Source organism: Neorickettsia sennetsu str. Miyayama, from assembly GCF_000013165.1.
In the GTDB taxonomy this organism is placed as follows: domain Bacteria; phylum Pseudomonadota; class Alphaproteobacteria; order Rickettsiales; family Anaplasmataceae; genus Neorickettsia; species Neorickettsia sennetsu.
This window is the reverse complement of the sequence record NC_007798.1, coordinates 375070-399738: the sequence shown is the minus strand read 5'-3', so window position 1 is coordinate 399738 and position 24669 is coordinate 375070. Positions and strand designations below refer to the sequence as shown.

Genomic DNA, 24669 nt, shown 5'->3' with positions numbered 1-24669 from the left:
TTATCAATCAAAAAAAATTAGATCTTTGTGATCTAATCGAAGGGAGATTTTATCATACTTTTTTGGCAAAATATCTACGGAGCCCTGTACCCAGTAGCTTTTTCCAGATAACTCAACATTAAACATTTTAGAAAAACTTCTCACTTTACAGACTGTTGCCTCACGCCCTTCTCCTGAGAAACATACTCTTATGCCACACGGTCTTACATAAGCATTTTTTCTTTCAATGTCAGGGAATTCACCTTCTAACTGGTGACTTCCAAAATCGCAACAAAACTTATTGTTAATAATTTGTCCCTCTATCACATTGATGATACCAAAGAGTTCAGCCGTCTTTTTATCCGGAGGATTATAGTACACTTCTTCTGCAACACCCTGCATAACAACTCTTCCCTCATCTATAACAACTATGGTATCGGAAATTTCTAGTGCCTCATAGGGATCGTGCGTTACGATAACGGTAGTGAGATTCTTGCTACTGATAAGAGAAATCATATCCTCCCTTATTTTCGTCCGTAAGCTGGTGTCCAAATTCGAAAATGGTTCGTCCAACAAGAGGATGTCAGGAAACTGAGCAAAAGCTCTAGCCAATGTGACAAGCTGCTGCTGTCCCCCGGAGATTTGAAAAGGCAAAGCAGCGCTGTACTTTGTCATCCCAACTAACTCAATCATTTCTTCGGCAATCCTACCCCTTCCCGTCTTTTTCAAAGCAAAACGGACATTTTCAAGCACAGTTTTATTCGGAAAAAGTGAAGAGTGCTGAAAAATCATCGCAATATTTCTGTTCTCAGTCGGGACAGAAATTTTCTCTACATGATCAAAAACTTTTCTATCTAAAATCTTTATGGTACCGAAAAAAGGATTTTCCAGACCAGCTATTAATCGTAAAAGCGTTGACTTCCCACTTCCTGACTCACCGACTAAGCAAACAATTTCCCCTCTAGAACACTCAAAACAAGCCTTCTCTATAGAAAAATGCTCATAACAGTGCGAAACGTCCTTCAGAGACAAACTCATAATATCTTAGTGGAAATCGTAGTGAAATACCTTTTTAATAAAGTGAACCACGCAGTTCAGCGCAAGAAGTAAAAGCAAAAGCACAAGTACCATAATGGAAGTCTTTTCATTCGTTGAAATGTCAGGACTAGTTGCCCATATATAGATCTGCACCGCAAAAACATTTGCCGGCTCTCTGATGCTTTCCGGAATGCTACCAACAAACGCAACCATTCCTATCATCAGCAGAGGTGCTGACTCTCCCAAAATCCTTGCAATCCCTAAGATAGTTCCGGTCATTATGCCTGGCATCGAAAGGGGTAATACATGGTGTAGGATAACCTGAACCTTTGATGCACCTAGAGCAAATGCGGCTTGCTTTATATTATCGGGTACACTCCTGATCGCGTGTAAAGAAGAAGTCACTAGAATAGGAAACATTATAAATGCTAAGGTTAGTCCTCCAACCAGAGAAGAAGACCTAGGCAAACCAAGGAAGTTTATATAGAACGTTAGGCCAAGTATACCAAATACAATCGGTGGAGTAGATGAAAGATTATTAATACTCACTTCAAGGACTCTCGTGATGCTGCTCCTACTGCTATATTCACCAAGCCACAAAGCCGTCAGAACACCGATAAAAAAAGAAACCAACAAGCTAACAAAGACAGTATATAAAGATCCGATTAGCGCACCTACTATACCAGCTTGGCTACTATCTCTAGAATCAGGATTAGTGAAAAGCTTATAATTGAGCGCCTTTTTCAAAAGTCCGCGCTCGGAAAAATACTGGACAACCCTTTTCATTCCGGGACTCCCGGAGCGTCGATATTTATGGACTGTATCTGCTTCGCCAGAAATTGTCGCCCAAACCTTTTTTTCTCCAACGTTCAAGGCGCCTAACACTTCGTCTACCGCATAGTTACTAAAAAAATTCATTATAATAAAGGGATCTTCCTCCCATGGAAGCTGATCTTTCAAATAGCTTATGAGCTTTTCCCGTATCTCGTAACGTAAGTCACCAGATGCAATACCTACCTTCTCCAGGTCAACTGCAAACTTCGTTTGCTGAAGAGCTTTATATGCTCCTGAAAAAGTACTAAAGAGCAGTACAAAAAGGAAAACTACCGGAAGAAAAGCGCAAAAAACGCACACAAACGAGAAGAACTTATTGATAAAACTACGCGTGTTAAGCTTTAAACGAAGGTAATTTATGTTCATTACAGACAGGTCTTTCGGAACCCACATTATAGCTTTACAAATAGAATGAACTCAAATTCAATCAACAAAAAACGGATGATGTCACCTTTTCGAAGTACATAAAATCGATATTCCCAATAAAATTTACATGTTATGCTTTTAGCTCTATATTTAAGTTAGTTTATTATATAAATATTATGTTAAATATAAAAAAAATAAATTATTTTGCTTTACTTTTATCGCAAAATACCTAATATCTGCTACCAATACGTGGTCAATAAGTACTGCTTATGTTATTAACTGCGGATCTCATTAGAAGTATTCTAAAGGCAGAGCTGATTTGCGAATACCAAGCAAAAATTGACATCTCAAGAAGCAAGTTTTCAATGAATTGTGAAAAGGTTGGAAAGGGCGAAATATTCGTTATAGCAGATGCAAAGAACCATGATATCCCCTGTTTTATAGAAACTGCATATTTGAATGGTGCATCGGCAATAATTACAAAAAAGGATATTGCATGCCCAAAAATTCCAATTCCTATCATTAGGGTTGATGACCCGCTGCGAGCAATGGAAAAATTGGCTGCAATCCTAATAAGAAATTATCAACCAACTGTTATAGGAATCACTGGCAGCAGTAAAACCTTAACAAAAAACCTGATTGTTACACTACTCAAGAACTACGGTAAAACCTGTTACAATGAAGATGGTACCGGAAATTTCGCAGGTTTCACCCTAGGTATATTAAACGCGGATTTCCCATGCAAGTTTTTGGTTTTAGAAGTTGACACAACTTGCAGTGGAAATGTTGATCTATTTAATCAAATCACACTTCCAAAGGTAGGAGTAATCACGGATATCAGATTTCACCAAGATAGGTCGATAGACTTAAGAGAGCTGATTGTAATGGAAAAAGCGAAAATTTTCCAAAATGGGTGTATAGCTGTACTTAACTTTGATACGCCTTATACCGAATTACTCCTCCAAGAAGCAAGGAAAAACAAAGCAACAATCATCTCCTTTGGGAGAAATGAGAATTGCGATGTCCAATTACTTAGCCATTCAAATAACACTGCTGTAGTGAAGATAGGTAGGTCACAAAAAACATGTAAACTACTTGATCACAACCAACACCTTAAATACGTAGTGCCCCCTATGATAGGCGTAATGAAAGCCTTGAAACTAAAAGTTACTCAAAATAGTTTAAATAACACTCTTTCTGTCTTTCAGTCCAAAATGGAACTAGAAAATAATATGATTACTACATAAGTAGAAAAAATATCACGGTATCTTGTATTTAGGATACAAATTACGCCCCATCATGTCCCTAACAGATTACTTAAAAAAAATTCAATTGAGCAGATATACCGATAACAACTGCATTTTGCTATTGCAACAGAAACTAGACAAATAGATAGGAAGGGTGTGTGACAAGCTTGCTGGATAAATACACCCTCATACTTCCACATTTGACCCAAACACTCGGTATTACTGTTCCCTACTCTACCAACTTGACCCCACATTCAAGTAATCTTTCTGTCTCCACAGGAGAAGGAGCTCTCATTAGTGTGTCTTCACATCTTTGGTTCATTGGGAATGCAATTACCTCCCTTATATTTTCCTCTTCTGCAATAAGCATCACCATCCTGTCTATTCCAGGTGCTATCCCAGCATGTGGCGGTACGCCATACTGAAATGACTCAATCAAAGCGCCAAAAACACGATTTACATATTCCCTATCTAGGCCAAGTATCTCAAAAGCACGATACATTATCTCTGGCTTATGATTTCTTACAGCACCACTCGATAGTTCCACCCCATTGCAAACAATATCGTACTGCTGTGATACAACTTTCAGCGGATCTCCATTAAGAGCCTCCAAACCACCCTCAGGCATAGAAAAAGGGTTATGAGAAAAATCTAATTTCCCAGTCGTTTCATCCAATTCAAAATACGGAAAGTTAACAATCCAACAAAATTTGTACTCTGAGTTGTCAAGCAGAGAAAGTTCCAATCCTAGTTTTTTTCTGATGGCCCCAGCAATTTTTGTAGCTGCTCGTTCAGCATCACATGAGAAAAAAATTGCATCACCCTTACCAAGAGAAGCCTTTTTGGCAATCTCACTTATTTGCTCAGAAGATAAAAATTTTGCAATCGGCCCCTTAGGAATCCCATTATCAAAACAAAGGTATGCTAACCCACGAGCACAGAGCTCTGTGGTAGCATATCTTATCATCTCATCAAAAAACTTTCTTGGCTTATTCCCGCAATTTGGAGCTGGAATCCCCCGAACAACAGCTCCTTTTTGTATTTGCTCTATGAAAACTGCGAGGCCAGATTCCTTAAAGATAGAAGTAAAATCAGCAATTTTTATTGGATTCCTAAGATCAGGCTTATCTGTCCCATATAGAAGCATTGACTCCTTATATGGAATACGCTCGAAACTCCCAGACACTTTTCTATTTGAGTACTTTGAGAAGATATGCTTTAAAAGCTGTTCCATCAGTTCAAATACCTCCTCTTGTCCCACAAAGGACATCTCTACATCTAATTGATAAAACTCCCCAGGAGACCTATCTGCTCGAGAATCCTCATCACGGAAGCATGGTGCTATCTGAAAGTATCGATCAAAACCAGCAACCATAAGCAACTGCTTGAATTGTTGTGGCGCCTGGGGCAAAGCGTAAAACTTTCCCTTATGAATCCTACTGGGAACGATATAATCACGAGCCCCTTCTGGTGAGGTAGCAGTCAGTATTGGCGTCTGAAATTCTGTAAAACCCTCGTCTTCCATAAACCGCCGTATCTCAGAAATAATCTTTGAACGAAGTATGATATTTTTCTTGAGTTTATTCCTCCTAAGATCGAGATACCTATACCTCAACCGTGTTTCCTCAGGATAAGGAAACTCGGAATCCACTTGAAGTGGCAATGAAGAGGCATGAGAATTCACGCTCCAGGATTTAACAATAACCTCTATTCTACCATTTTGAAGAGAACTATTTATTGTTTCAGGTGATCTTGCCGAAACTAGTCCCTGAACCGTGATCACACTCTCACAGGAGACACATCTGAGCTCCTCAAAACCATCGATACTTTCTGATATGACAAGTTGTGTTACACCATAAGCATCTCTCAGGTCAATGAAAAGAATTGCACCATGATCCCTTTTTCTAAAAACCCATCCGGCAAGCTTTATAACTTTGCCAATGTGCTCCTCTGATATTTCGCCAATTCCACAATCTCTATAACTTGACTTCAGCAATCCAACCCCCATATGAAAGACCCTCATCATCGATCTACTGCGGTAACGAAAATCCCTGCATGAGTGCAAAAACACACCACTCTGTCCACCCACACACAGCCCAGAAAATTATATCTTCTTCCTGATGAAACTCAATCTAATACCCAGATCCTGAGGAGGTTTCTGTGATACTTCTGCGATCGAATAAGAGATCCCCCACATGAATAATTACACCAACACATAAATGTATGTGCTGCTGCAATGCATTTGACTCCTCACACCTATAACCTCGAGGCTATCTAGAATACTGTTTGATATACAAAAGATGTTAAAGTATAATCGCCATTTGCTGTGACGTGCACTTTGGCGGATGTAGCTCAGTTGGTAGAGCGCCAGTTTGTGGTACTGGATGTCGCCAGTTCGAATCTGGTCGTTCGCCCGTTGTTTTTTCGAAGCACCACTCTGTTCTTTTTCTAGGAGTTATTATGGAAGTCTTTTTTTTGAATCCAGTAGAGGCAATGCAAAGCGAGCCTATTCTATTCAGTGGACTGTATGAAAATTCTGAGTTCTTTGGAAGGATTTCCATTTTGGATCAACAAAGCTCTTCGTTTATCTCCAAAAGCATTGCTTCGACTTCGTTTACTGGAAAAGTTGGGGAAAACGTTTGTATTTTTCTCAGTGACCTTGTCGAAGGGTATCCAAAACTGCAACAACTGTGTCTCATTGGGCTTGGAAAACAAAAAGATTTTGATGCTCATACCGCAGAGAAAACAGGAGCACAGATTGCTTCACTCATGAAGAAGAATAATGTTTCTTCCGCGACAGTACTTTTAGATGGTTTAAAAGATGACTATGCCTTGGATCTGGCTTTTGGGGCAAAGCTAAAAGACTATTCGTTCGATAAATATAAAACAAAAAAGACCGATGATAAGAGCATAACGCTAGAGCGGCTTGTAATTGGAATTGAGAACTACGAGCACATCTATTCGGTTTTTCGAGAGAAAGTCGAGCCTTTAATTGAATCAATGAAGTTAACTAGGGATCTGATAAATGAACCCGCAAATCACCTTAATCCGGAAACTTATGCCAATGCTGTAAAGGAGATTACCAAGACAGCTCCAAACCTAAAAGTCGAAATCCTTGATGAAAAGGGCATGCAGAAATTAGGCATGAACGCACTTCTAGGCGTTGGTCAGGGAAGCACTTACCCTTCAAAATTAGTGGTGGTAAAATATAACGGTGCAGTGGATAAAGATGATCCCTACATCGCTCTTGTTGGAAAAGGCGTTACTTTCGACAGCGGTGGTATTTCACTTAAGCCAGCACGTGGAATGTGGCATATGGTATCCGATATGGCTGGCTCTGCAACAGTTTTGGGGGCAGTTCATGCTATTGCAAAACAGGGTGTGAAAGCAAATGTTGCAGCCGTACTCGGGATCGTTGAAAACGCAGTTTCAGGAGTCGCACAACGTCCAGGGGACATAGTCAGGTCGGCTTCTGGGAAAACAATTGAAGTACTCAACACTGACGCAGAAGGTAGGTTGGTACTCGCAGATGCCTTGTGGTATGCGCAAGAACACTTAAAAGCAAACCAAGTAATAGACGTAGCAACACTCACAGGAGCAATAGTTGTTGCTTTAGGACACGATCATGCAGGATTGTTCTCTAATGATGATGCATTAGCCGAAAACCTTGCAAATGTGGGGAAAAAGGTTGGTGAGAAACTCTGGAGAATGCCTATGTCAAAAAATTATGATGATCTCATAAATTCTGAAGTCGCAGATGTGAAGAACATCTCTACAGAAAATCATGGCGCAGACAGCATAACAGCAGCTCAATTCTTGAAACGATTCATAAACGACGGAACAAAATGGGCTCACCTCGATATTGCCGGCGTTGCATGGAATAACAGTACTTCCCATTTTTCCAGCATTGGAGCTTCTGGATTTGGTGTACGACTACTAACGGAATTTATATCGGAATCAGTTAAAGAAACTTACAAGTAAATCTTTGCTTTGCTTACGTACCTATAGCAGGAAATAAGACTCTGCGTTTTGAAGGTTGAATGAGAAAAAAGGTTGCCATTTTTATTTCAGGCAGGGGCTCGAACATGAAGTCCCTGCTGGAGTTTTCCAAAAATGAAGGAAAAAAAATTTTCTCTGTTGCTCTTGTTATTTCAAATAAGCCCGATGCTGCTGGTATTAGCATAGCCCACACTTACGGCATAGATACACGAATTTGCACCTCAGAGGAGGAAATACTCACTGTACTGTCATATGTAAAGGTGGATCTTATATGTTTGGCCGGTTTCATGAAAATACTAAGTAAGGACTTCATATCGAGAGTTGGGTGTGACATCATCAATATTCACCCTTCCTTACTACCATCATTCAGGGGATTAAACGCCCAAGCAGAAGCGCTGGCAGCAGGGGTAAAGATCGCTGGGTGCACTGTGCACTACGTCACCCCCGAGGTTGATGCAGGAAAAATAATTGTCCAAGGTGCCGTTCCGGTGCTTAAAAACGACACTGTCAAATCACTAAGTGAGAGAATACTCAAAGCTGAGCACAAATGTTTCCCAATTGCCGTTGAAAAGGTACTTACCGACAATGTAGAGGAAGACTTTATTATTTTACAGGGATAAAACGCAAATGAAGAAACAATAAATAAGACTGCAACTTTTCTACATAAAAAATACATACTCAGGTTTTCATACCCATTGAAGAAAGGTAGTTAGTTCGTATATCATTTCCTCGTGCAGTACGCCTGTTATCATCATTTTCTCATGAAAGATCTGGAATTTAATAAGCTTTTTGCATCTGTGCTTCTCTTTGGAATAACGGTTCTGTCGGTAAGCAACGTAGTGGATGCCCTCTACCATCCCAGAGAGGTTACACATTACCAATATGCAGTTACGAGTGCTGAGACTATAGAGTCACAAACAAACAAATTTGATCCGGCAGCCGTTGATATGACTACCTTCTTCAAAGATGCAAACATAGAAGAGGGTAAAAAATTAGCTAAAAAGTGCGTTGCCTGTCACACCTTTGAGAAGGGTGGACATAACAAAGTTGGTCCTAATCTTTGGGATATTTTGGGAAAAAATAAAGCCCACTTGGGGGATGCATTTAAATATTCCAAAGCTTTACTGGAAAAAGGTGGTACCTGGGATTATAACTCAATGATACATCTACTATACAAACCAGCCCAGTACATCAAGGGAACTAAGATGTCATTTGCGGGACTTTCCAATCCTCAGGATATAGCAAATCTAATCGCATACCTACGTAGTCTCTCTGATTCACCTGTTCCGCTGCCAGAATAAACATAAATGTTCCTTCTGACTGCCTTGATAATATTGAAGCCTGGGGTGGTGTGCCTTCGAGCCTTTTTGGGTTCACTACCCCTGGTCTAGAATCGAGAGGTCAGTAGGATCGGGGTTTCTACTCCTTTGTTGTTTTCTTTCCGCAAAAGACAAGTTAAAATTGCACGGTTCTCGCAGATCGGGTATTTGATGTCTACGCAATATTTGTCTACACTAACCGGAAAAATAGCCTACCAAACCTTTGCAGGCCCCTCCGATGATGGAATTCTTTTCATGTGCGGTCGTGCATCAGATATGACAAGCACCAAATCGGAACATTTGAGGCTTTTTTGCGAAGAAAATGGAATTACTTTTACTAGATTTGATTACTTTGGCCATGGCCTATCAGATGGAGATTTCCAAGAGGGCAGTATAAGTATCTGGACCCAAAACGCACTTGAGGTGCTAGAAAATGTGACCACTGGTAAGCAGATTTTAATCGGCTCAAGCATGAGTGGTTGGATGATGTTCGCATTGGCTAAGGCTTTACCGGAAAGAGTGAAGGGACTAATTGGAATTGCTGCTGCACCTGATTTTACTGCAGATCTCGACAAACAATTTACTCCTGAAACACGTCAAAAACTTATAGAGCAAGGTTACTTTATTTTTTCATTTGAAAATGGCAGGGAACTCCTAGTCACTAAGGCATTTTTAGAGGATGGTAAAAAAAACCTAATATTAGACAAAAAATTAAGTATTTCTTGTCCAGTTATTCTTCTACATGGTCTTGCTGATTACATTGTTTCATATCAGAAATCCATCGAGCTACTCGAACATGTAGATGCTCCATATGCAGAAGTACGTCTGCTCCGTGATGCTGATCACAGAATGAATGATCCTATTAGTCTAACTGTTTTGGAGGAGGCAATAGCTCAAATGCGCAGGCCCCATTCTTTTCGTCCTCAAGAAAGCAAAAGTGCGGATTAGCAAAAAGTAAGTAAGCCGAGCGCGTTATTAGAGTTAACTTGTTGTTTTCTGAGTATGTCTGTTTTGCTTTTTCAAAGAAAAAAGTGCTAAGACCTGTGTGTTGTCCTGACTAAATCCGAGTAATCCTCCAGCCACCGTGATTCGCTATCGGAAAGCATTTCGTGTCGTATTAGATTCTCATCAAAATTAACAAGAGTAAGAGGAGCAAAACTCAAAAACCCATCTCCAGCTTCCTTAACATACATAAGATTCTCCAGTCTTATGCCATATTTCCCTTCGAAATAGAGACCAGGTTCATTTGAAATAATCATACCTACTTTTAACGGCACCTCACTTCCAAATGAATGTGGCCCTTCATGAACATTAAGAAAGCTCCCAACACCATGACCAGTACCATGAGCATAATCAAGTTTGTAACTCCAAAGGTGAGACCTAGCCAGTACATCTAACTGTCTACCAGTAGTACCAGCCGGAAACACAGCTTTAGCAAGCCCAATGTGCGCCTTCAGGACAATAGTATAATGAAACTTTTGCTCCTCAGTTGGCTCACCTATTGCAACAGTACGTGTCACGTCTGTCGTACCATCCAGATACTGAGCACCGGAGTCGACCAAATATAGATTTCCGGGCTTGAATTGCAAATTGCTCTTTTTAGAAGGAGTATAGTGAACTATCGCACCGTGTGGACCAAATGCAGAAATCGTAGGAAAACTCAGGGAAAAAAACAGCTCTTGCTCTTTTCTAAAACTTAATAACATCTCTGCTGATGCTAATTCATCTGAAGACTCATTTACTTTGAGCCAGTTTAAGAACTTTGTCAGAGCCAAGCCATCTCTTTTATGAGCTGCTATACTACCTTCAAGTTCTATGTGGTTCTTGCAAGCTCTCATAATAACCGATGGATCCTGCAGATGAGTAATTTGTATATCTCTATCTCTTATTAGATTCAAGTAGTAAATATTTACGCTCTGCTCATCTAGAGCTACCGATTTTAATTGTGTCAAGTAAAACTGTAATTCTTCCAATCGCAAAATCTCTATATGACTTTCCAACGAAGGTAAATCCTCTACCTGGCCCCATAGAAAGATTCTCAGCAGCCCATTCGAATAAAGAATGGCTCTGCAGCAAACTACAGGTGTATATTCAAGATCTGAACCACGTATGTTTGCTAACCAGCACACGGACTCTGAATTAGAGAAAAAATAGTTATTCCCACCTGTTATGTTGATGATTTGTTTGCACTTTTCCTGACTAGATAACCCTGCATAACAAAGTGGATGAACTACAACCCTTCCAACAGAAACTGTATTTCTGTCCCAGAGGCAATCAATGGGATTCCAATCTAAAGGCTCCATCTGACACCGGAAGAAGCTCAACATGGCACGGTTAAGCAATCTTGAATCGTAACAAATTCTCCGGATACAACTCTCCTTTATCACACGCTCAATTTCAGCAAGACTAAACTGCAGGCGTGTATATATTTCAGAAACTTCAAGCTTTACTTGAATCAAATACCTAGAATCGGTAAAAAAATACGCTTTCTCGCAAGTAATGAGGACCATAGCAAACGATCCACAAAATCCAGTAAGCCACTTAATGCGGTTATTATACGAAAGAGGAGACTCAAGTAAGAATTCATCACTAATAGTTATAAGAAAACCCTCCATCCGGTTATCTTCCATTATTCTCCTCAGAGCAGACAACTTCTCTTCAGGCGTTATCACACTAATCACAGAAAATTAAAACAAGTGTTTTAACATTACTGTCTGGTTTTGGATATGCAGGTCATAGAAATCACCATAAGCTTTGTGCTCTTAAAAGAAAGAAGATAACACTAAACTACTTTTAACAGTCACAATAGACTTAAAACAAGTACACAGCGTATATTGGTCATAAAAACCGTGTTAAAGCGGAATCCTGTCCGTAGATGACTTTATTCCTCCATCAAAATTTCATCCCAAAGAGGATTTTTAAGGCGCCTGATCAGTTCACTATGCTCAAGCGACTCCTCAGGGGTAATAATGAGCTTCTCACGTTCTTTGAACATTTTTTTCTCAGAACTTACACTAGATCCCTCTAAAAAACTCATACTGACTTGGCTACCCTTACTTAATTCTATGTAAACACGCGCTAAAAGCTGTGCATCCAATAAAGCTCCGTGTAACTCTCTCTGCTCAAGTGAAATCCTAAATCTCCTACATAGTGCATCTAATGAAGCTGGAGAACCCGGAAATATCTTTCTTGCCATAGCAAGAGTATCTATAACATTTTCCAATTTGATCAATCTTCTCTGCCTTGCACGGATCAGTTCAGAATTGAGAAAACGGATATCAAAACTTGCGTTATGAGCGACTATTTCTGATGAATCTATAAATTTTAGAAAATCATCTGCTATATCGATGAACTTTGGACTATCAGCAAGTTGTTCGAAAGTGATACCGTGTACACGTGTTGCCTCTTTTGAAATCTCACGCTCAGGATTCAAATAAATGTGAAAGATTTCGCCTGTAATTCGAAAATCCACCACCTCGACACAGCCAATTTCAATGACACGATCTCCATTCTTCATATCGAGGCCCGTGGTCTCGGTATCTAAAATAACTTTACGTCTCTGAGTCATCGTTTGTACCCCTGTGAACAAATATAGCACCACAATAAGGACAAGTAACCCGCCCGTCCCTTTGCAGATCTAGGTAAACAAGTGGATGCATTGAATTTTCTTCTCCATAACACGCAACTCTAGTACCGGATGTATAGTGAATAATTTTTTCCATACTTAATTTTCTTCTACAGAAGCAACTCCCTCGTTAGTACAGCACATAGAATAAACAACAAATTTAAATTGTAAAACAAGAACATATGTAATTGGCTGTTAAGCAAGATCATGATCCTGCTATAATAGCCCGTTGAGTATTTGTGAAATTGATGCAAGAACTTGCAGAAATCATCCCAGGAAAAGCATATAATGACGTAAAGGTAATGGTTGCTATGTCAGGTGGTGTAGATAGTTCAACCGTTGCAGCTTATCTGCACAGAGTCGGCTACAAGGTCATAGGGGTAACATTACAACTTCATAATAATTTCACTTCCACGCAAACAAACAGAAAAACTTGCTGTGCAGGTTCGGACATATTTGACGCAAAACGTGTGGCAGCCCAATTCGGCTTTTTACACTACGTGGTAAATATGGAGGAAACTTTCAGAAAAGAAGTGATAGAAAACTTCGCAGAGTCATATCTCAAAGGTGAAACCCCGGTACCATGTGTAAAGTGTAACCAAACAGTAAAGTTTAGGGATCTCATGAAAATTGCTAAAAGCCTATCCGTCGATGCACTTGCAACCGGTCACTATGTAAGACGATTAACCACAACAAACGGTGTAGAGCTCCATAAAGGCATCGATCCTTCAAAAGATCAAAGCTATTTTCTCTTCAATACTACACGTGAACAACTAGAATTTCTCCGTTTCCCATTGGGAAATCTTAAAAAAAGCGAAACAAGAGACTTAGCTAGGAAACTAAGTGTGGATATCTCGGAAAAACCAGAAAGCCAGGACATTTGTTTTGTAAATGGAAAATCTTATGCGGATGTAATAAAGAAGTTTAGACCGGATGCACAGAGACCAGGAAAAATACTCTCAACAGATGGAGAAGTCCTTGGCACACACAATGGTACAATTCATTATACCATTGGACAAAGACACGGATTACAATTATCAGCCCCTATCCCACTATACGTGGTAAAAATTGACGCTCAGAACAACATCATAATTGTTGGCACACGTGATAAATTGCAACAACGTTCACTTTACGTGAAAGAAGTAAACTGGCTTGATAGAAAAGAATTGACCGCTGGACTAGAATGCGAGGTAAAGTTGCGTTCTGGCGCTGATACGGTAAAAGGATATCTTTATCCAAATGGTGAGCTCCTAAAGGTCTCCTTAGCTGAGGAACCCAAATGTGCTATAGCTCCTGGACAAGCTTGTGTTATGTATCATGGAAGTAAAGTATTAGGCGGTGGATGGATCGTATGATCATGCATCACATCAAGATTCTTTTAGCATCGCTCATAACATATTGCATATCCTATGCTGCTCTGTCATGGTTGCCTGAACATATCAGTTGCTATAGCTATCACAAATGATAGAAAAAGTTACTGATCCTAATGTCTCAGTCTGGATTAATTCATCCGCCGGTTGCGGCAAAACCACCTTGCTTGTAAGAAGAGCCATATCATTACTGGTTAACAAAGAGAAGAATATACTGTGCATAACTTTTACAAAGGTAGCAACAGCAGAAATGCACAACCGCATTTTCGCTATATTAGGAAAGCTCTCCGCAATGAATGATACAGATATGGACGAGTATTTGCTTTCCACGATTAATAGAACTGTGAAAGATCGGGATTATGTCCGGAAACTTGTGTACACAGCCGACGCATTTATCCAAATACAGACATTACACTCCTTCTGCTGGCAATCCATTAAAATGTGTGACCGACGACATCTTTCAAAAGAAATATATGAGGAAAACCAACACATGTTCTGCCAATTACTGGCACGGTTTATTTGGGAAAGATGTCAACTTTCCAAGAAAACCGCAGAAAAGACAACCGAAAGAAAATTGCATGAAACGCTAGCATCTTTGCTAAGTAACTTTCACCTAGACTACAGAAAAATAATCGAGAAACTTAAGAATGATCCACTAGAACAATTGGCAACGGAGAGTATAGATATATTATCGGCATTCACTCAATTTTTAGAAATTAATCAAAATATCTCGAAACACTATATTTCCCATAATGGAATCATAGAGACTGCGATAGAGATGGAAATATGGAATGTTTATGAAATTGCTGCGAAAATAGACCATATCCTGCTCGATGAAGCGCAGGACAATAGCATAAAACAGTGGTATATCATATCTAATCTCTGTAGGGATTTTCTCATAGATGAAACACATAATAAGAGCATCTTTGTAGTTGGTGACTACAAACAGTCCATTTATGGGTTTCAGGGGGCGAGTCCCGAGATGTATCTTGCGTTTTACGACATACTTAAACAAAGGGATCCCCAAAATAAGCTTGTTCAGGTTAAGACAGCAAAGTCCTATAGATCATCTACAGCTATTCTACAATTTGTTGACAGCGTCTTTGAAAACATCCAACTTTGTAAAACATCCAGTGAGAAGATTCGCCATACCACAAGTAGAACTGAAGCGCCGGGCTATATAGAAGTAATACCATTGCTACAATATGGAGAAGTTGATGCAGAACTTCAACTGGCAATTTCTATAAGGGAAACCATACAAAGTTGGCTTAAGATAGGTAGAACACTTAAAGCAAAAAACAGACCTGTAAAAGGAAGTGACATATTGATCCTTGTTGCACACAGAACCAATTTGGTTGACCATATTTACACGCAACTTACTGCCATTAATATCCCGGTGAATTTTACAGGCAAATTCACAGTAAAAAACAATCCCTTGTTCGAGCTTCTCATAAATCTAGGAAAGTTTCTCATCTATAAACACGATGATGAAGCTCTGATCACACTTTTGAAATCTCCTATATTTGCCTGGAGCCACAGTGCTCTACTAAAACTTAAAGCTGAGAAAAAAAAGGAATGGTTGTTCGAGCAGATTTGTGCCACATACGCAGGAAAAGTACTTAAGAGGTGGCTTGAATTCTATGGCACGACTTTCGACATATATTCACAGGTTCTTGACGCAAGGACTGTCACCACATTAGCCAAATACTATGGAAGTGAAACCCCCTATTATATTGACATCTTTTTAGACAACACGCTCGAACACGAATGTATACATGATTTTATTTACATCTTTTCTGGCGAAGACGCGACTTTAAAAATCAAAAGCAAGAACGAAAACGGTGTTACTATCTCAACCGTTCATGGAAGTAAAGGTACGCAATCACCTATTGTGTTTATAGTGGATAGTAATTACGTACCACAAAATCGTGATATTTTTTTCTTTACTGAAGACGGAACACCACTCCTCTCATCTGAAACCCATGTTAGAGTCGTACAAGAAATGAGGGATGTAAAAAAGGAATCGATCCGATATGAACATCTGAGACTCCTCTACGTTGCCTTAACACGTGCGGAAGATGAATTGTACATTATGGGAATTGGCAAACAAGCCAAAAAGAATTCTTGGTATGAAGCATGCAGCAACGGAATCGTAAAAATAGGCTCACAAAATCAAGATGGAGCGTATTACTACACAAATGATCTCCTGTATCCTATAAAAATTAAACAAAAGGTAGATAAATCAGACGAAAACCCCAGTCTACATAGAGAAAGAGATAGCAACCGTCGCATGAAAAATACGCAAGAGCTACAAAACAAGGAAAGTGATTTAGCAAACTCATATGAATTTCCTTACAAAAGAGATGAAACATTTGATAATGGCATCATAGATGATGATGTAACAAAAGTTTCTGAGAAGACCTTTCAGATCATCCGTGGCAAATTAATACACAAGATTCTCGAATACATTTCTAAAGTTGAAAAAGCTGAAAAATGGATGAATTTATTCCTGGAAGAGTATTCTCCAGAATTATCGAACGAGCAAAAAAATGAAATCAAAAGGACGGTTTTGCTTTTTCTTGAAAAGAATCATAGAGCGGACGGTAAAAACGAGGTAGAAGTCTATTTTGATGGTAAGCTACTCAGAATGGATAATGTGAAATTCGAAAAGGATACAATAACGATTAGAGATTATAAAACTGGAAAAGATAAAAGCGTCGATCTTGCAATAGAAAAGCAAATGCATCGATATAAAGAAGCTATGCAAGCAATCTATCCAGAAAAGAATGTAATAACTGAAATAATTTGGCTTTAAATAGTTATAAAAAAACCTTTCGAAGCACTTCTAAAGTACTGCTGCTCCAATAAGTTCTCTAGTGTACTTAGGCTTGTTTTCATCTGTAAGACCCAAATTCCTATGTAGTAATAATGTTCTGCTTCCTCATAAGTGGATAAACGAAATAAACTAACTTTTTAATTTATAATCAACTAAATGGACACAAGAGTAAATAATTTACTTCTAAACCTCGAAACAGAAATTAAATCTTTTAAAGAGAAAGAAGACGAAAGATTACAGAGTTGTGAGAGAAGATTAAAAAAACTAGAAGATGGCTATGACTTGGCTGTGAAACGACCTTTTACTTCGACCGAAATAAGCGAAGATTGTCATTATAAGAAGCAACTCAATAGTTATCTTAAGAAGGGATCAGCAAATTCCATTGAAATCAAGAGTAATGGCTTTCCACTAACAGATACCTTAATTAACTCAATCCATGAGCAAATGAAGAAGCTCTCCCCAATAAGGAAGCTAGCATCTGTTAATACGATCTCAACAGACTGTATAACTTACATAAGCAATGGTGACGCGTTAGAGGCACAATGGGTTTCTGAGGATGAGATAACTAATAGCGATGCAAAAGAGCACATAATCACAACAGAAATAAATACCTATGAGCTCTACACACAACCAAAGACCACTCAAAAAGTCCTTGATGATCCATCTATAAACGTAGAAAAATGGTTAATTGAACAGGCTGCTTTGGCATTTACACAACTCGAAAACGAAACCTTCATTACTGGTGATGGAAAAAATAAACCACACGGAATACTTCAACATAATACAGATTCCACAGGAAAACAGATTTGTAAGATCACAAGCAAGGAGAAAGACAAAATAACCCCTGCTGATATTTTAAGCCTCTATTATGGATTACAAAGAGAGTTCTCTGTTAATGGAACATTTCTTATGCACAGTACAACTATCCAGCTAATAAGAGGGCTAAAATATGAACAGACAGGACACTATATGTTTCAGCCAGGAATTTTAGTAGGTCAACCCGACACGTTAATGGGAATACCTGTTATTGAGTGCTCAGAAATGCCTATAATACCAATATCTGATAAATCTACGAGTTCAACAAAGAAATATCCAATCATTTTTGGAGATTTTAAGCGTGGATATCAAATCGTCGATAGAAGCGAAATGCGGGTTCTAAGAGATCCATACTCTGCAAAACCTTATGTTTCTTTCTATATTACCAAAAGGGTTGGCGCAAAGGTAATTAATCCAAAGGCTTTTGTTTTTTTGGAAATGAAATCCTAAATTGAATACTTGACTATTGTCTCCAGATTACTGGAAACTAAACTTCATTAGGTCAAGGCTTACTGTGTACACCAATGCTATTGTTGGTGTACACTCTCCCTTGAGCGGGACGCTCTGAAATTCGTTGGTAGATAAGCTTTTTTAGAGAATTCTGATGTAAATGTTAAGAAGATGAATGATACTATCCCTCTTATCCTAAAGAAGCTTACCGGAGAAATACCTGAGCAAGATAGAATACAGAATCAAAAAGAGCTTGTAGATGCGTTTATAAATGCAAAAAGTGAGGTTCAAGAACACTTTATGCACAAGCATTTAATTCATCATACTTACATTTTAGCGGAAATACCAACTGAGTTATTGAGAAGAATAGTCGAGACAGTTGGTGTTCGAGGATTCGCGCAAATTATTACCTCTCTTCCAGTAGATGAAATAGTCGATGTGCTTGAGGAAATCGAACAGGATTTTGTAAAGGAGATCGTTAAATTTTTCCCGTCAAAACTGGCAAAAGTAATCAAGGAGATTCTTGCCTACCCTGAAGAAAGTGCGGGAAGGTTGATCCATAAAGACTTCATTGTTATCCCAAAAGACTGGAGCATAGAACAAGTTTTGCAGTTTATTCGTGTTCAAAAGCAGCTACCAAAGTATATAAGTGAAATCTTTGTTGTAGATGAGGAAAATCGCCCAATAGGGAGTGTCTCTCTTAATGATATCTTATGCGCAAAGAGTAGATCCTTGGTAAAGATACTCATGCAGACAAATATAAAAACTGTCGAGACAGGTCAAGATCAGGAGGAAGTAGCTCGTCTTTTTAGGGATTATTCTCTGCATTCAATCGCTGTGGTCGATAAAAATCAAAGAATTGTCGGTGTAATTTCAATAGACGATGTAGTGGATGTAATCTCTGAAGAGGCAGAGGAGGATATCTTGCATGCAGGTAAGGTCTCAGAATCAGACATCAACTCAGATGTTGCAAACACAGTAATGCGCAGAATTAAATGGCTCATAGTGACCTTCTTAAGCATAAACTTTTCCTCTTACATAATTGGCTTTTTCCAGCTAACACTACAACAACACGTGGAACTTGCAATTCTTATGCCCATAATTGCCGCAATGGGTGGAAACGCAGGCATACAAGCCTCTACAGTTGCAGTTAGAGCACTAATCACAAAAAGATTTTGTCAAGGTAATGCCCTACGCCTTTTTGTAAAAGAACTGATTGTAGGACTGTGCAACGGTCTCGTAATGTCGGCACTAATGATAGTGATAATAGCTTTACGCTTTCACAATCTGGCCTTGGAATCCACTTTCCTTATCTCTATCACCCTTGTGTTTGCACTTGCAACATCTTTTGGGGCTGCAATTCCGTTTATAATAGAGAAATTTGGTGGTGACCCTGCTCTTTCATCTTCGATCATCACTAGCTCTTTTACGGATATCTTAGCATTTGTAGTGCTCCTTTCGACCGCAAGTATTATTCTTGTCTAGCTGGAAGGTAAGAACCCTACAAATCCTTATCCTCTATCTCCGATGATCGTCTCATCTACTTAGAGAAATTGCGAAATTTTCAAATTCTCACCTAACAACCCAGAATCGGATAGCACACAAAAAAATATGAATAAAAGCTAGCACCTATACGCAGCTGCTTATAGCGTTATAACTTGTATTACTGAAGGGGTTACAAGAAAGACTTTAAAGACTCTTTCAAGGCAGTAGTACAACTGAAACTCACTACAAAAACTCTCAGAAGCTGGATACATCTTTTCCATACGGCTGTAATCGACCATGGTTTCGAGTACTTGCAGCGAACTCCGAAATTTCACCTCTACAAAAAGCAAAACTCCATGCTTGATACAGACTAAATCAAGTTCACAATGTGGATTCCTATAACGTCTACACAGGAGCATATATCCCTTAATCGAGAGATGTAGAGCCACTATCATCTCTGCTAAACGGCCTACTAAATCATTTACTGATCTGCGAGATAACCCCTGCAACATTTACTTATACTGAACCTACTTTCTAAAAAGACAGCATAAATGAAGTGATATATCTACCGCAGAAAATAGCAAGTTGTACTTTACGAATGGACTTCCTCATTGTCCGCTGCTAGTACTGCCTCATACATCATCTCAGAAATAGTTGGGTGGGGAAAAACAACAGCCTTCAGGCTTTCAACAGTTGCCTCCGAGGCTTTTGCAATAATGTAACCATTCAGAATCTCCGTAGCTTCATAACCAATTATGTGTGCTCCCAGAAGTTCCCCTGTTTTGGCATCAAAGACTGTTTTGACCAAACCTTTATCCTTACCAAGTACAACTGACTTTCCGTTTCCTTCAGCTTTTGCACGGCCTATTTTCACTTTATGACCCATTCTTATAGCGGCCTCTTCTGTCAAACCAACACTTGCAATTGAAGGAAAGGAATAAATACAACTAGGAATACTATCCATTTCTAGAGGAACAGGTTCTTTTCCCGCTATCTTTGCCGTACAAACATACGCATCATATATTGCCTTGTGAGCGACACAAGGAAAGCCCCTTAAGTCACCAATTGCGTATACACCAGGCTCGCCTGTTTCACAGTACTTGTCAACAGAAACAAAACCCTTATTCATCCTTATCGTAGGAATCTGTTCAAGACCAAGATTCTGAGAGCTCGCCTCTACGCCACCTGCAACCAAAATTCTTTCAACCTCTAGGTTAGTTCCGTCGCTTAATGTTACAAGAACCTTATCTTTATCCTTCTTTAAGGACTGAATAGTAGTACCTTTCCGTATAGTGATTCCACTTTCTTTAAACGCAGCTTCGGCAAGATTACTGATTTCAGTATCCTCAGCTGGAAGGATCTGGTTCTGCATTTCTATGACCGTCACCTTACTACCAAAAACATTATAAATGCACGCAAATTCAACACCTATCGCGCCAGCTCCAACTACCAACAACGATTTAGGCATTTTAGTTGCCGTCATTGCATCATTGTAATTCCAAATCAGCTCATGGTCATATTCCAGACCCGTAATCTCTTTTGGAGTGCTCCCGGTTGCGAGAATAATGTTTTTTGCACTTATAGTCTTACCTAAATCCTCTAACTTGACTTGCTTACCAGGCAAAATTCTTCCACTAGAATAAAAAAGCTCTACCTTATTTTTCTTCATAAGGTAGGAAACACCAGCAGCAAGTTTTTTAATTTTCTCTTGAGCATACGCGATAGCACTACTAAAGGTAAGAAAAACATTGGAAACATTTATACCTAGCTCAGCTGCTCCAGTTTTTACAAAATGGTACTTCTCTGCAATGTGCAAAAGAGCTTTAGTTGGGATACACCCGCAATTGAGGCACACCCCTCCCAACTTATTTTTTTCAACAAGCGCAACCTTAAGACCACTCCTACTCGCCCGAATCGCTGCAGGATACCCGGCCGGACCACCACCAACTACTATAACATCGTACATAGAGAGCTAAAACCAATGCAAACTTTCATACTACCCTGCCAATCCAGAATTCAACTTACGCAATCACAACTCGCCTTTTTTATGTCAGCCGTACAAGCTCCAGCAAACAAAGCAAAAATAAACAAGGCAGGGGAAAAAACCGTATAATTTTAAATCTCTCGCAACAAATACGCACAGGAGCTATTTCTTCTTTAGCATATTAGTAATATCTATTATCTTCCCCTGTTGCTCCCCCTTAGCATTGGTCCCAGGAACATAAGCACCACCAGCATTACAAAAATCAACTTCATCTACACTACCCTCGCTGGCTAAATCATGAAATTCCAAAGCAAAATTGCACTCCCTATCAAGAAAGTACAAGATCGACGAAAAGGGCACAGTAATGCACTCCTCAACACCTGAGAAACTGAGTACCACGCTGAACTTCTCATAAGAAACTTGCAAATCACTAAATTGGTTTTGCAAAATAATGCTCATCTCACGCGGATATTTTTTCTTCAGCCCATCCGACAAAGAGGTATTTCGCGTAGAGAAAGTAATGAAAAAATTCGCCGCTTCTCCAGCAGAGACGTCCTTCATTACAGAGCGAACAATGCCGAGCATCGCGGCATTCACCAGTGCTTTATACTTAATCTCTTTCATAAATAAAACTGGGGCAGTTCTGTTGACCGGCCGCCCCAAACCGCGCTGTACTACCTATAAACTAGGCAGCTACTGCATATTCAGCAGAACCAGCTTCAAAATTGTCGTTTGCACTTATAAAAAGTGTTGTGAATCACGGGATCACTCAACCGAACAAAAGTTTAGCCTTTAATACCTGTCGAAACTAAATCACCCCCGCAAAACGGTGGAGGTGCCGAACTCCGCCTTCGGGTCCAAGATACCTATTACGAAAAACCATTTATTGTCATAGCGCAAAACAGCGCGCCGCTTATCGTATCAAACAAACGCAATAACTTCAACTGCTAACCTCAATTATACACATATTGCTCTTCTGATGGTGGCTCCTCTTATTAAGGATACAGACTCTATAAAAAGCACTCACGATCACCAAATACGCCTTTGAAACACTATACATTTTCATATCCTCCTATGCACAACTTGCGTGAAAGCTAAAAAAATGCTCATATCCCATTTAATACAACCTTTCTATGAAATGGAAGGTCCAAATGCAGCAAGAGAAACAGAAATGCACGAAGAAAAAAAGTTGTGACTCTGATACAATCCAAGAACTCTTCCTGAGATATCTCCTCAATCGATAAGCCATTAGCAATTTTATATAGTGATGGTGGTAACAGAAGTAGTTTATCCTTGTATGCTTCACCGACCGCTTTCGTGACAGCTCTACCAGTTTTTGGAGAAATATAGAATAAATCTTTTGTTTCTCCAGTTACTGCACAACGAGACAAATCCAATTGAAACCCCAAATACTGTAATATTGACAAGTCCATTTCTATATACTGCCTATAATAACAAAGGGTGTTCGACTTAAATGCCTGTAACAACTGGATAAATGTTTTATAAATTTCCTTCTGTGGTTCATTCTCTGGAAGAACCTTAAGCAAAATACTTAGAACTGCATTAAGGAGCTTCAATTTTTTATAATCGGTAAACAAAAACGGAGAAATTATCTCTTTCACTTCCACTCTGAAGTAGCCCAACTGTACTTCCAATCGACCACTCCATCTACAGTAGACTACGTTTCCCACATCAATTGTTGTCTTCCTACTACATAAACCCCGTTTTAACCCATAGTCCTTAGTAAACAAAGTTGTTACGGCTTTGTTTTCGACGAGTCCTTTATTCGATAAAACTATACCTTCATTCTCCCACTGCATTGATTTATCACCAACTACTAACTAGAAATTGTTACCTATTCAGCGGAAAAGAAATCAGTAATCTCGCTCTAGGACACAGGTACTAAAGAATTGTCTGTGTTCTCTAATTGCGGAACTATCAGTTAAATTCGCAATAAAATCGCACACCAACTGAGCTTTTTTGTTCATGGAGTCAGCTATACGGAACCTTTCATAGTAATCTTTCGGTAGACACTGAGGGTCGTGGAAAAAAACTTCAAATAATTCTTTTACTATTCTTTTAAGTTTTACCCTGCTCTTTCTTATACTGTAGTAAAAGTAGAGATTATTATACAGGAACGCCTTAATTTCCTTCATCTCCTTGCCTACTTTCTCTGAAAAGTTTGCAGCCGGGAATCCCAACTCTCTTATGTCGTCCACAGTTTTTAGCAGATAACGCTTTATATTTTCCCGCGCTACATCAACTACATCATAAATCAGAAACCTTATCATTCGCCTCCGAGCCTTATACATCACCTGACTCTTACTTGCCTCAGGAAAAGTCTTTTCGAATTTTAAAATATTCTCCCCTATGATGGGTAAATGTCGTAAATCTTGGTAAGTGATCACACCAGATAAAAGCCCATCATCTATATCATGCGAGCTGTAAGCGATATCATCAGCTAACGATACTATTTGAGCCTCCAAGGAAGGTTGCTTGTTAAGCTCTAGATCAAGCAATCCGTTATACTCTTCTATTATTTGGTGCGGCTCCTGTATCGGACCATTATGCTTCGCCAAACCTTCTATCGTTTCCCAAGTCAGATTGAGCCCGTCAAAATCCATATACTGATGCTCGAACTCTCCTAAGATCCTCAGAACCTGAGCATTGTGCTCAAATCTATAGTGTTCAGCTGCAACTTCCTGAAGAGCTTCCTCACCTATATGTGCAAACGGTGGATGCCCTATATCATGAGCCAGTGCTATGGTTTCTGTTAAATCTTCATTAAGCCCAAGAAGCCTAGCAATGGAGCGCGCAATTTGCGCCACCTCGAGACTATGCGTAAGACGGGTCCTATAATGATCATCACCACAATGGCTGAAGACCTGGGTTTTATACATCAAGCGTCTAAAAGCTGAAGAATGTATCAACCTATCCCTGTCCCTCTGATAACAATCACGCTGAGGATCCTCTTTTTCTAAAAATAACCTTCCCTTAGACCTTTCTGGAAATGACGAATATGAAGATAACATTCTACCTATGAAGTACGTTGGCTAAATCAACTACCCAACTAAGGAAATCTTCGTATAGTCTATAGCAAAAGATATTGCTTCTAAATAGATAACACCCCGTCTATGGAACTACATTAATCAAATTAACTATGCAATTAAGTAAATCTTCATATACTCTATAGCAAGAGATATCGCTTCTAAGCATTCATTTGGTACATCCGTTTTCCATTATTGCTAATACAAAATCACGTCCGCATCATTTGAAACCATCGCTTGTAAAAAAAATCCAACTCTAAAACCTTGAACAATG

20 protein-coding genes, 1 tRNA gene and 1 other RNA gene are annotated in these 24669 nt (G+C 39.2%); 10 read left to right on the top strand and 12 right to left on the bottom strand.

Annotated features, from left to right (window positions below; translation table 11 throughout):
- Positions 1 to 3: 3 nt before the first annotated feature.
- Positions 4 to 1017 carry an ABC transporter ATP-binding protein gene (locus NSE_RS01945; RefSeq protein ID WP_011451870.1) on the bottom strand — a complete coding sequence of 338 codons (1014 nt, stop codon included), beginning with the start codon at positions 1015 to 1017 and terminating at the stop codon, positions 4 to 6.
- Between the two features lie 6 nt (positions 1018 to 1023).
- Positions 1024 to 2217 carry a phosphate ABC transporter permease PstA gene (gene pstA, locus NSE_RS01940; RefSeq protein WP_011451869.1) on the bottom strand — a complete coding sequence of 398 codons (1194 nt, stop codon included), beginning with the start codon at positions 2215 to 2217 and terminating at the stop codon, positions 1024 to 1026.
- Positions 2218 to 2486: 269 nt separating this feature from the next.
- On the opposite strand from pstA, the gene NSE_RS01935 reads away from it, so the two are divergent.
- A complete protein-coding gene (locus NSE_RS01935) occupies positions 2487 to 3464 on the top strand; it encodes a Mur ligase family protein (protein ID WP_011451868.1) in 978 nt (325 codons plus the stop codon).
- 229 nt (positions 3465 to 3693) lie between these two features.
- Here NSE_RS01935 and aspS read toward each other — a convergent pair whose 3' ends face one another.
- Complete coding sequence (aspS, locus tag NSE_RS01930; RefSeq protein ID WP_081430823.1) at positions 3694 to 5490, bottom strand: aspartate--tRNA ligase; 1797 nt, start codon at positions 5488 to 5490, stop codon at positions 3694 to 3696.
- A gap of 315 nt (positions 5491 to 5805) precedes the next feature.
- Between aspS and NSE_RS01925 the strand changes: the two genes are divergently transcribed.
- From NSE_RS01925 to NSE_RS01905, 5 genes are all read left to right on the top strand, one after another.
- Positions 5806 to 5878: transfer RNA gene (locus NSE_RS01925), tRNA-His, on the top strand.
- Positions 5879 to 5924: 46 nt separating this feature from the next.
- Positions 5925 to 7445, top strand: a complete 1521-nt coding sequence (locus NSE_RS01920; RefSeq protein WP_011451866.1) for a leucyl aminopeptidase — start codon at positions 5925 to 5927, stop codon at positions 7443 to 7445.
- Between the two features lie 59 nt (positions 7446 to 7504).
- Positions 7505 to 8083 carry a phosphoribosylglycinamide formyltransferase gene (purN, locus tag NSE_RS01915; RefSeq protein WP_011451865.1) on the top strand — a complete coding sequence of 193 codons (579 nt, stop codon included), beginning with the start codon at positions 7505 to 7507 and terminating at the stop codon, positions 8081 to 8083.
- 141 nt (positions 8084 to 8224) lie between these two features.
- Positions 8225 to 8764, top strand: coding sequence for a c-type cytochrome (locus tag NSE_RS01910; protein WP_011451864.1), 540 nt, complete (start codon positions 8225 to 8227; stop codon positions 8762 to 8764).
- 189 nt (positions 8765 to 8953) lie between these two features.
- A complete protein-coding gene (locus tag NSE_RS01905) occupies positions 8954 to 9730 on the top strand; it encodes an alpha/beta hydrolase (RefSeq protein WP_041917502.1) in 777 nt (258 codons plus the stop codon).
- Between the two features lie 86 nt (positions 9731 to 9816).
- On the opposite strand, the gene NSE_RS01900 is transcribed toward NSE_RS01905, so the two are convergent.
- From NSE_RS01900 to NSE_RS04035, 3 genes are all read right to left on the bottom strand, one after another.
- A complete protein-coding gene (locus tag NSE_RS01900) occupies positions 9817 to 11454 on the bottom strand; it encodes an aminopeptidase P family protein (RefSeq protein WP_011451862.1) in 1638 nt (545 codons plus the stop codon).
- Between the two features lie 209 nt (positions 11455 to 11663).
- On the bottom strand, positions 11664 to 12350 hold the full coding sequence (gene dnaQ / locus NSE_RS01895) for a DNA polymerase III subunit epsilon (RefSeq protein ID WP_011451861.1): 687 nt from the start codon (positions 12348 to 12350) through the stop codon (positions 11664 to 11666).
- A complete protein-coding gene (locus tag NSE_RS04035) occupies positions 12334 to 12504 on the bottom strand; it encodes a zinc-finger domain-containing protein (RefSeq protein ID WP_011451860.1) in 171 nt (56 codons plus the stop codon). The genes dnaQ and NSE_RS04035 overlap by 17 nt, the downstream gene beginning before the upstream one ends.
- 151 nt (positions 12505 to 12655) lie before the next feature.
- Between NSE_RS04035 and mnmA the strand changes: the two genes are divergently transcribed.
- The 4 genes from mnmA (at position 12656) to mgtE (ending at position 19364) form a co-directional block, all read left to right on the top strand.
- Positions 12656 to 13762, top strand: coding sequence for a tRNA 2-thiouridine(34) synthase MnmA (gene mnmA / locus NSE_RS01890; RefSeq protein WP_049821600.1), 1107 nt, complete (start codon positions 12656 to 12658; stop codon positions 13760 to 13762).
- A 106-nt stretch (positions 13763 to 13868) separates the two neighbouring features.
- Entirely contained in the window at positions 13869 to 16592 is a 2724-nt protein-coding gene (locus tag NSE_RS01885) for a UvrD-helicase domain-containing protein (protein WP_011451858.1), read from the top strand.
- A gap of 177 nt (positions 16593 to 16769) precedes the next feature.
- Positions 16770 to 17879, top strand: coding sequence for a phage major capsid protein (locus NSE_RS01880; RefSeq protein ID WP_011451857.1), 1110 nt, complete (start codon positions 16770 to 16772; stop codon positions 17877 to 17879).
- Positions 17880 to 18050: 171 nt separating this feature from the next.
- Positions 18051 to 19364 (top strand): magnesium transporter, encoded by a 1314-nt coding sequence (mgtE, locus tag NSE_RS01875; protein ID WP_011451856.1) that lies wholly within the window; start codon positions 18051 to 18053, stop codon positions 19362 to 19364.
- A gap of 158 nt (positions 19365 to 19522) precedes the next feature.
- Here mgtE and NSE_RS01870 read toward each other — a convergent pair whose 3' ends face one another.
- The 6 genes from NSE_RS01870 to NSE_RS01850 form a co-directional block, all read right to left on the bottom strand.
- Entirely contained in the window at positions 19523 to 19876 is a 354-nt protein-coding gene (locus NSE_RS01870) for a YraN family protein (protein ID WP_041917501.1), read from the bottom strand.
- Positions 19877 to 19956: 80 nt separating this feature from the next.
- Positions 19957 to 21330 (bottom strand): dihydrolipoyl dehydrogenase, encoded by a 1374-nt coding sequence (gene lpdA, locus NSE_RS01865; protein ID WP_011451854.1) that lies wholly within the window; start codon positions 21328 to 21330, stop codon positions 19957 to 19959.
- A 180-nt stretch (positions 21331 to 21510) separates the two neighbouring features.
- Positions 21511 to 21972, bottom strand: a complete 462-nt coding sequence (locus tag NSE_RS01860) for a ClpXP protease specificity-enhancing factor SspB (RefSeq protein ID WP_041917500.1) — start codon at positions 21970 to 21972, stop codon at positions 21511 to 21513.
- 7 nt (positions 21973 to 21979) lie between these two features.
- Positions 21980 to 22296: a transfer-messenger RNA gene (gene ssrA, locus NSE_RS04010) on the bottom strand.
- 158 nt (positions 22297 to 22454) lie between these two features.
- The gene (gene recO, locus NSE_RS01855) at positions 22455 to 23168 is read right to left on the bottom strand and encodes a DNA repair protein RecO (protein ID WP_011451852.1); all 714 of its coding nucleotides are present in this window, start codon (positions 23166 to 23168) and stop codon (positions 22455 to 22457) included.
- A gap of 54 nt (positions 23169 to 23222) precedes the next feature.
- The gene (locus NSE_RS01850) at positions 23223 to 24380 is read right to left on the bottom strand and encodes a deoxyguanosinetriphosphate triphosphohydrolase (protein WP_011451851.1); all 1158 of its coding nucleotides are present in this window, start codon (positions 24378 to 24380) and stop codon (positions 23223 to 23225) included.
- Between the last annotated feature and the right edge of the window lie 289 nt (positions 24381 to 24669).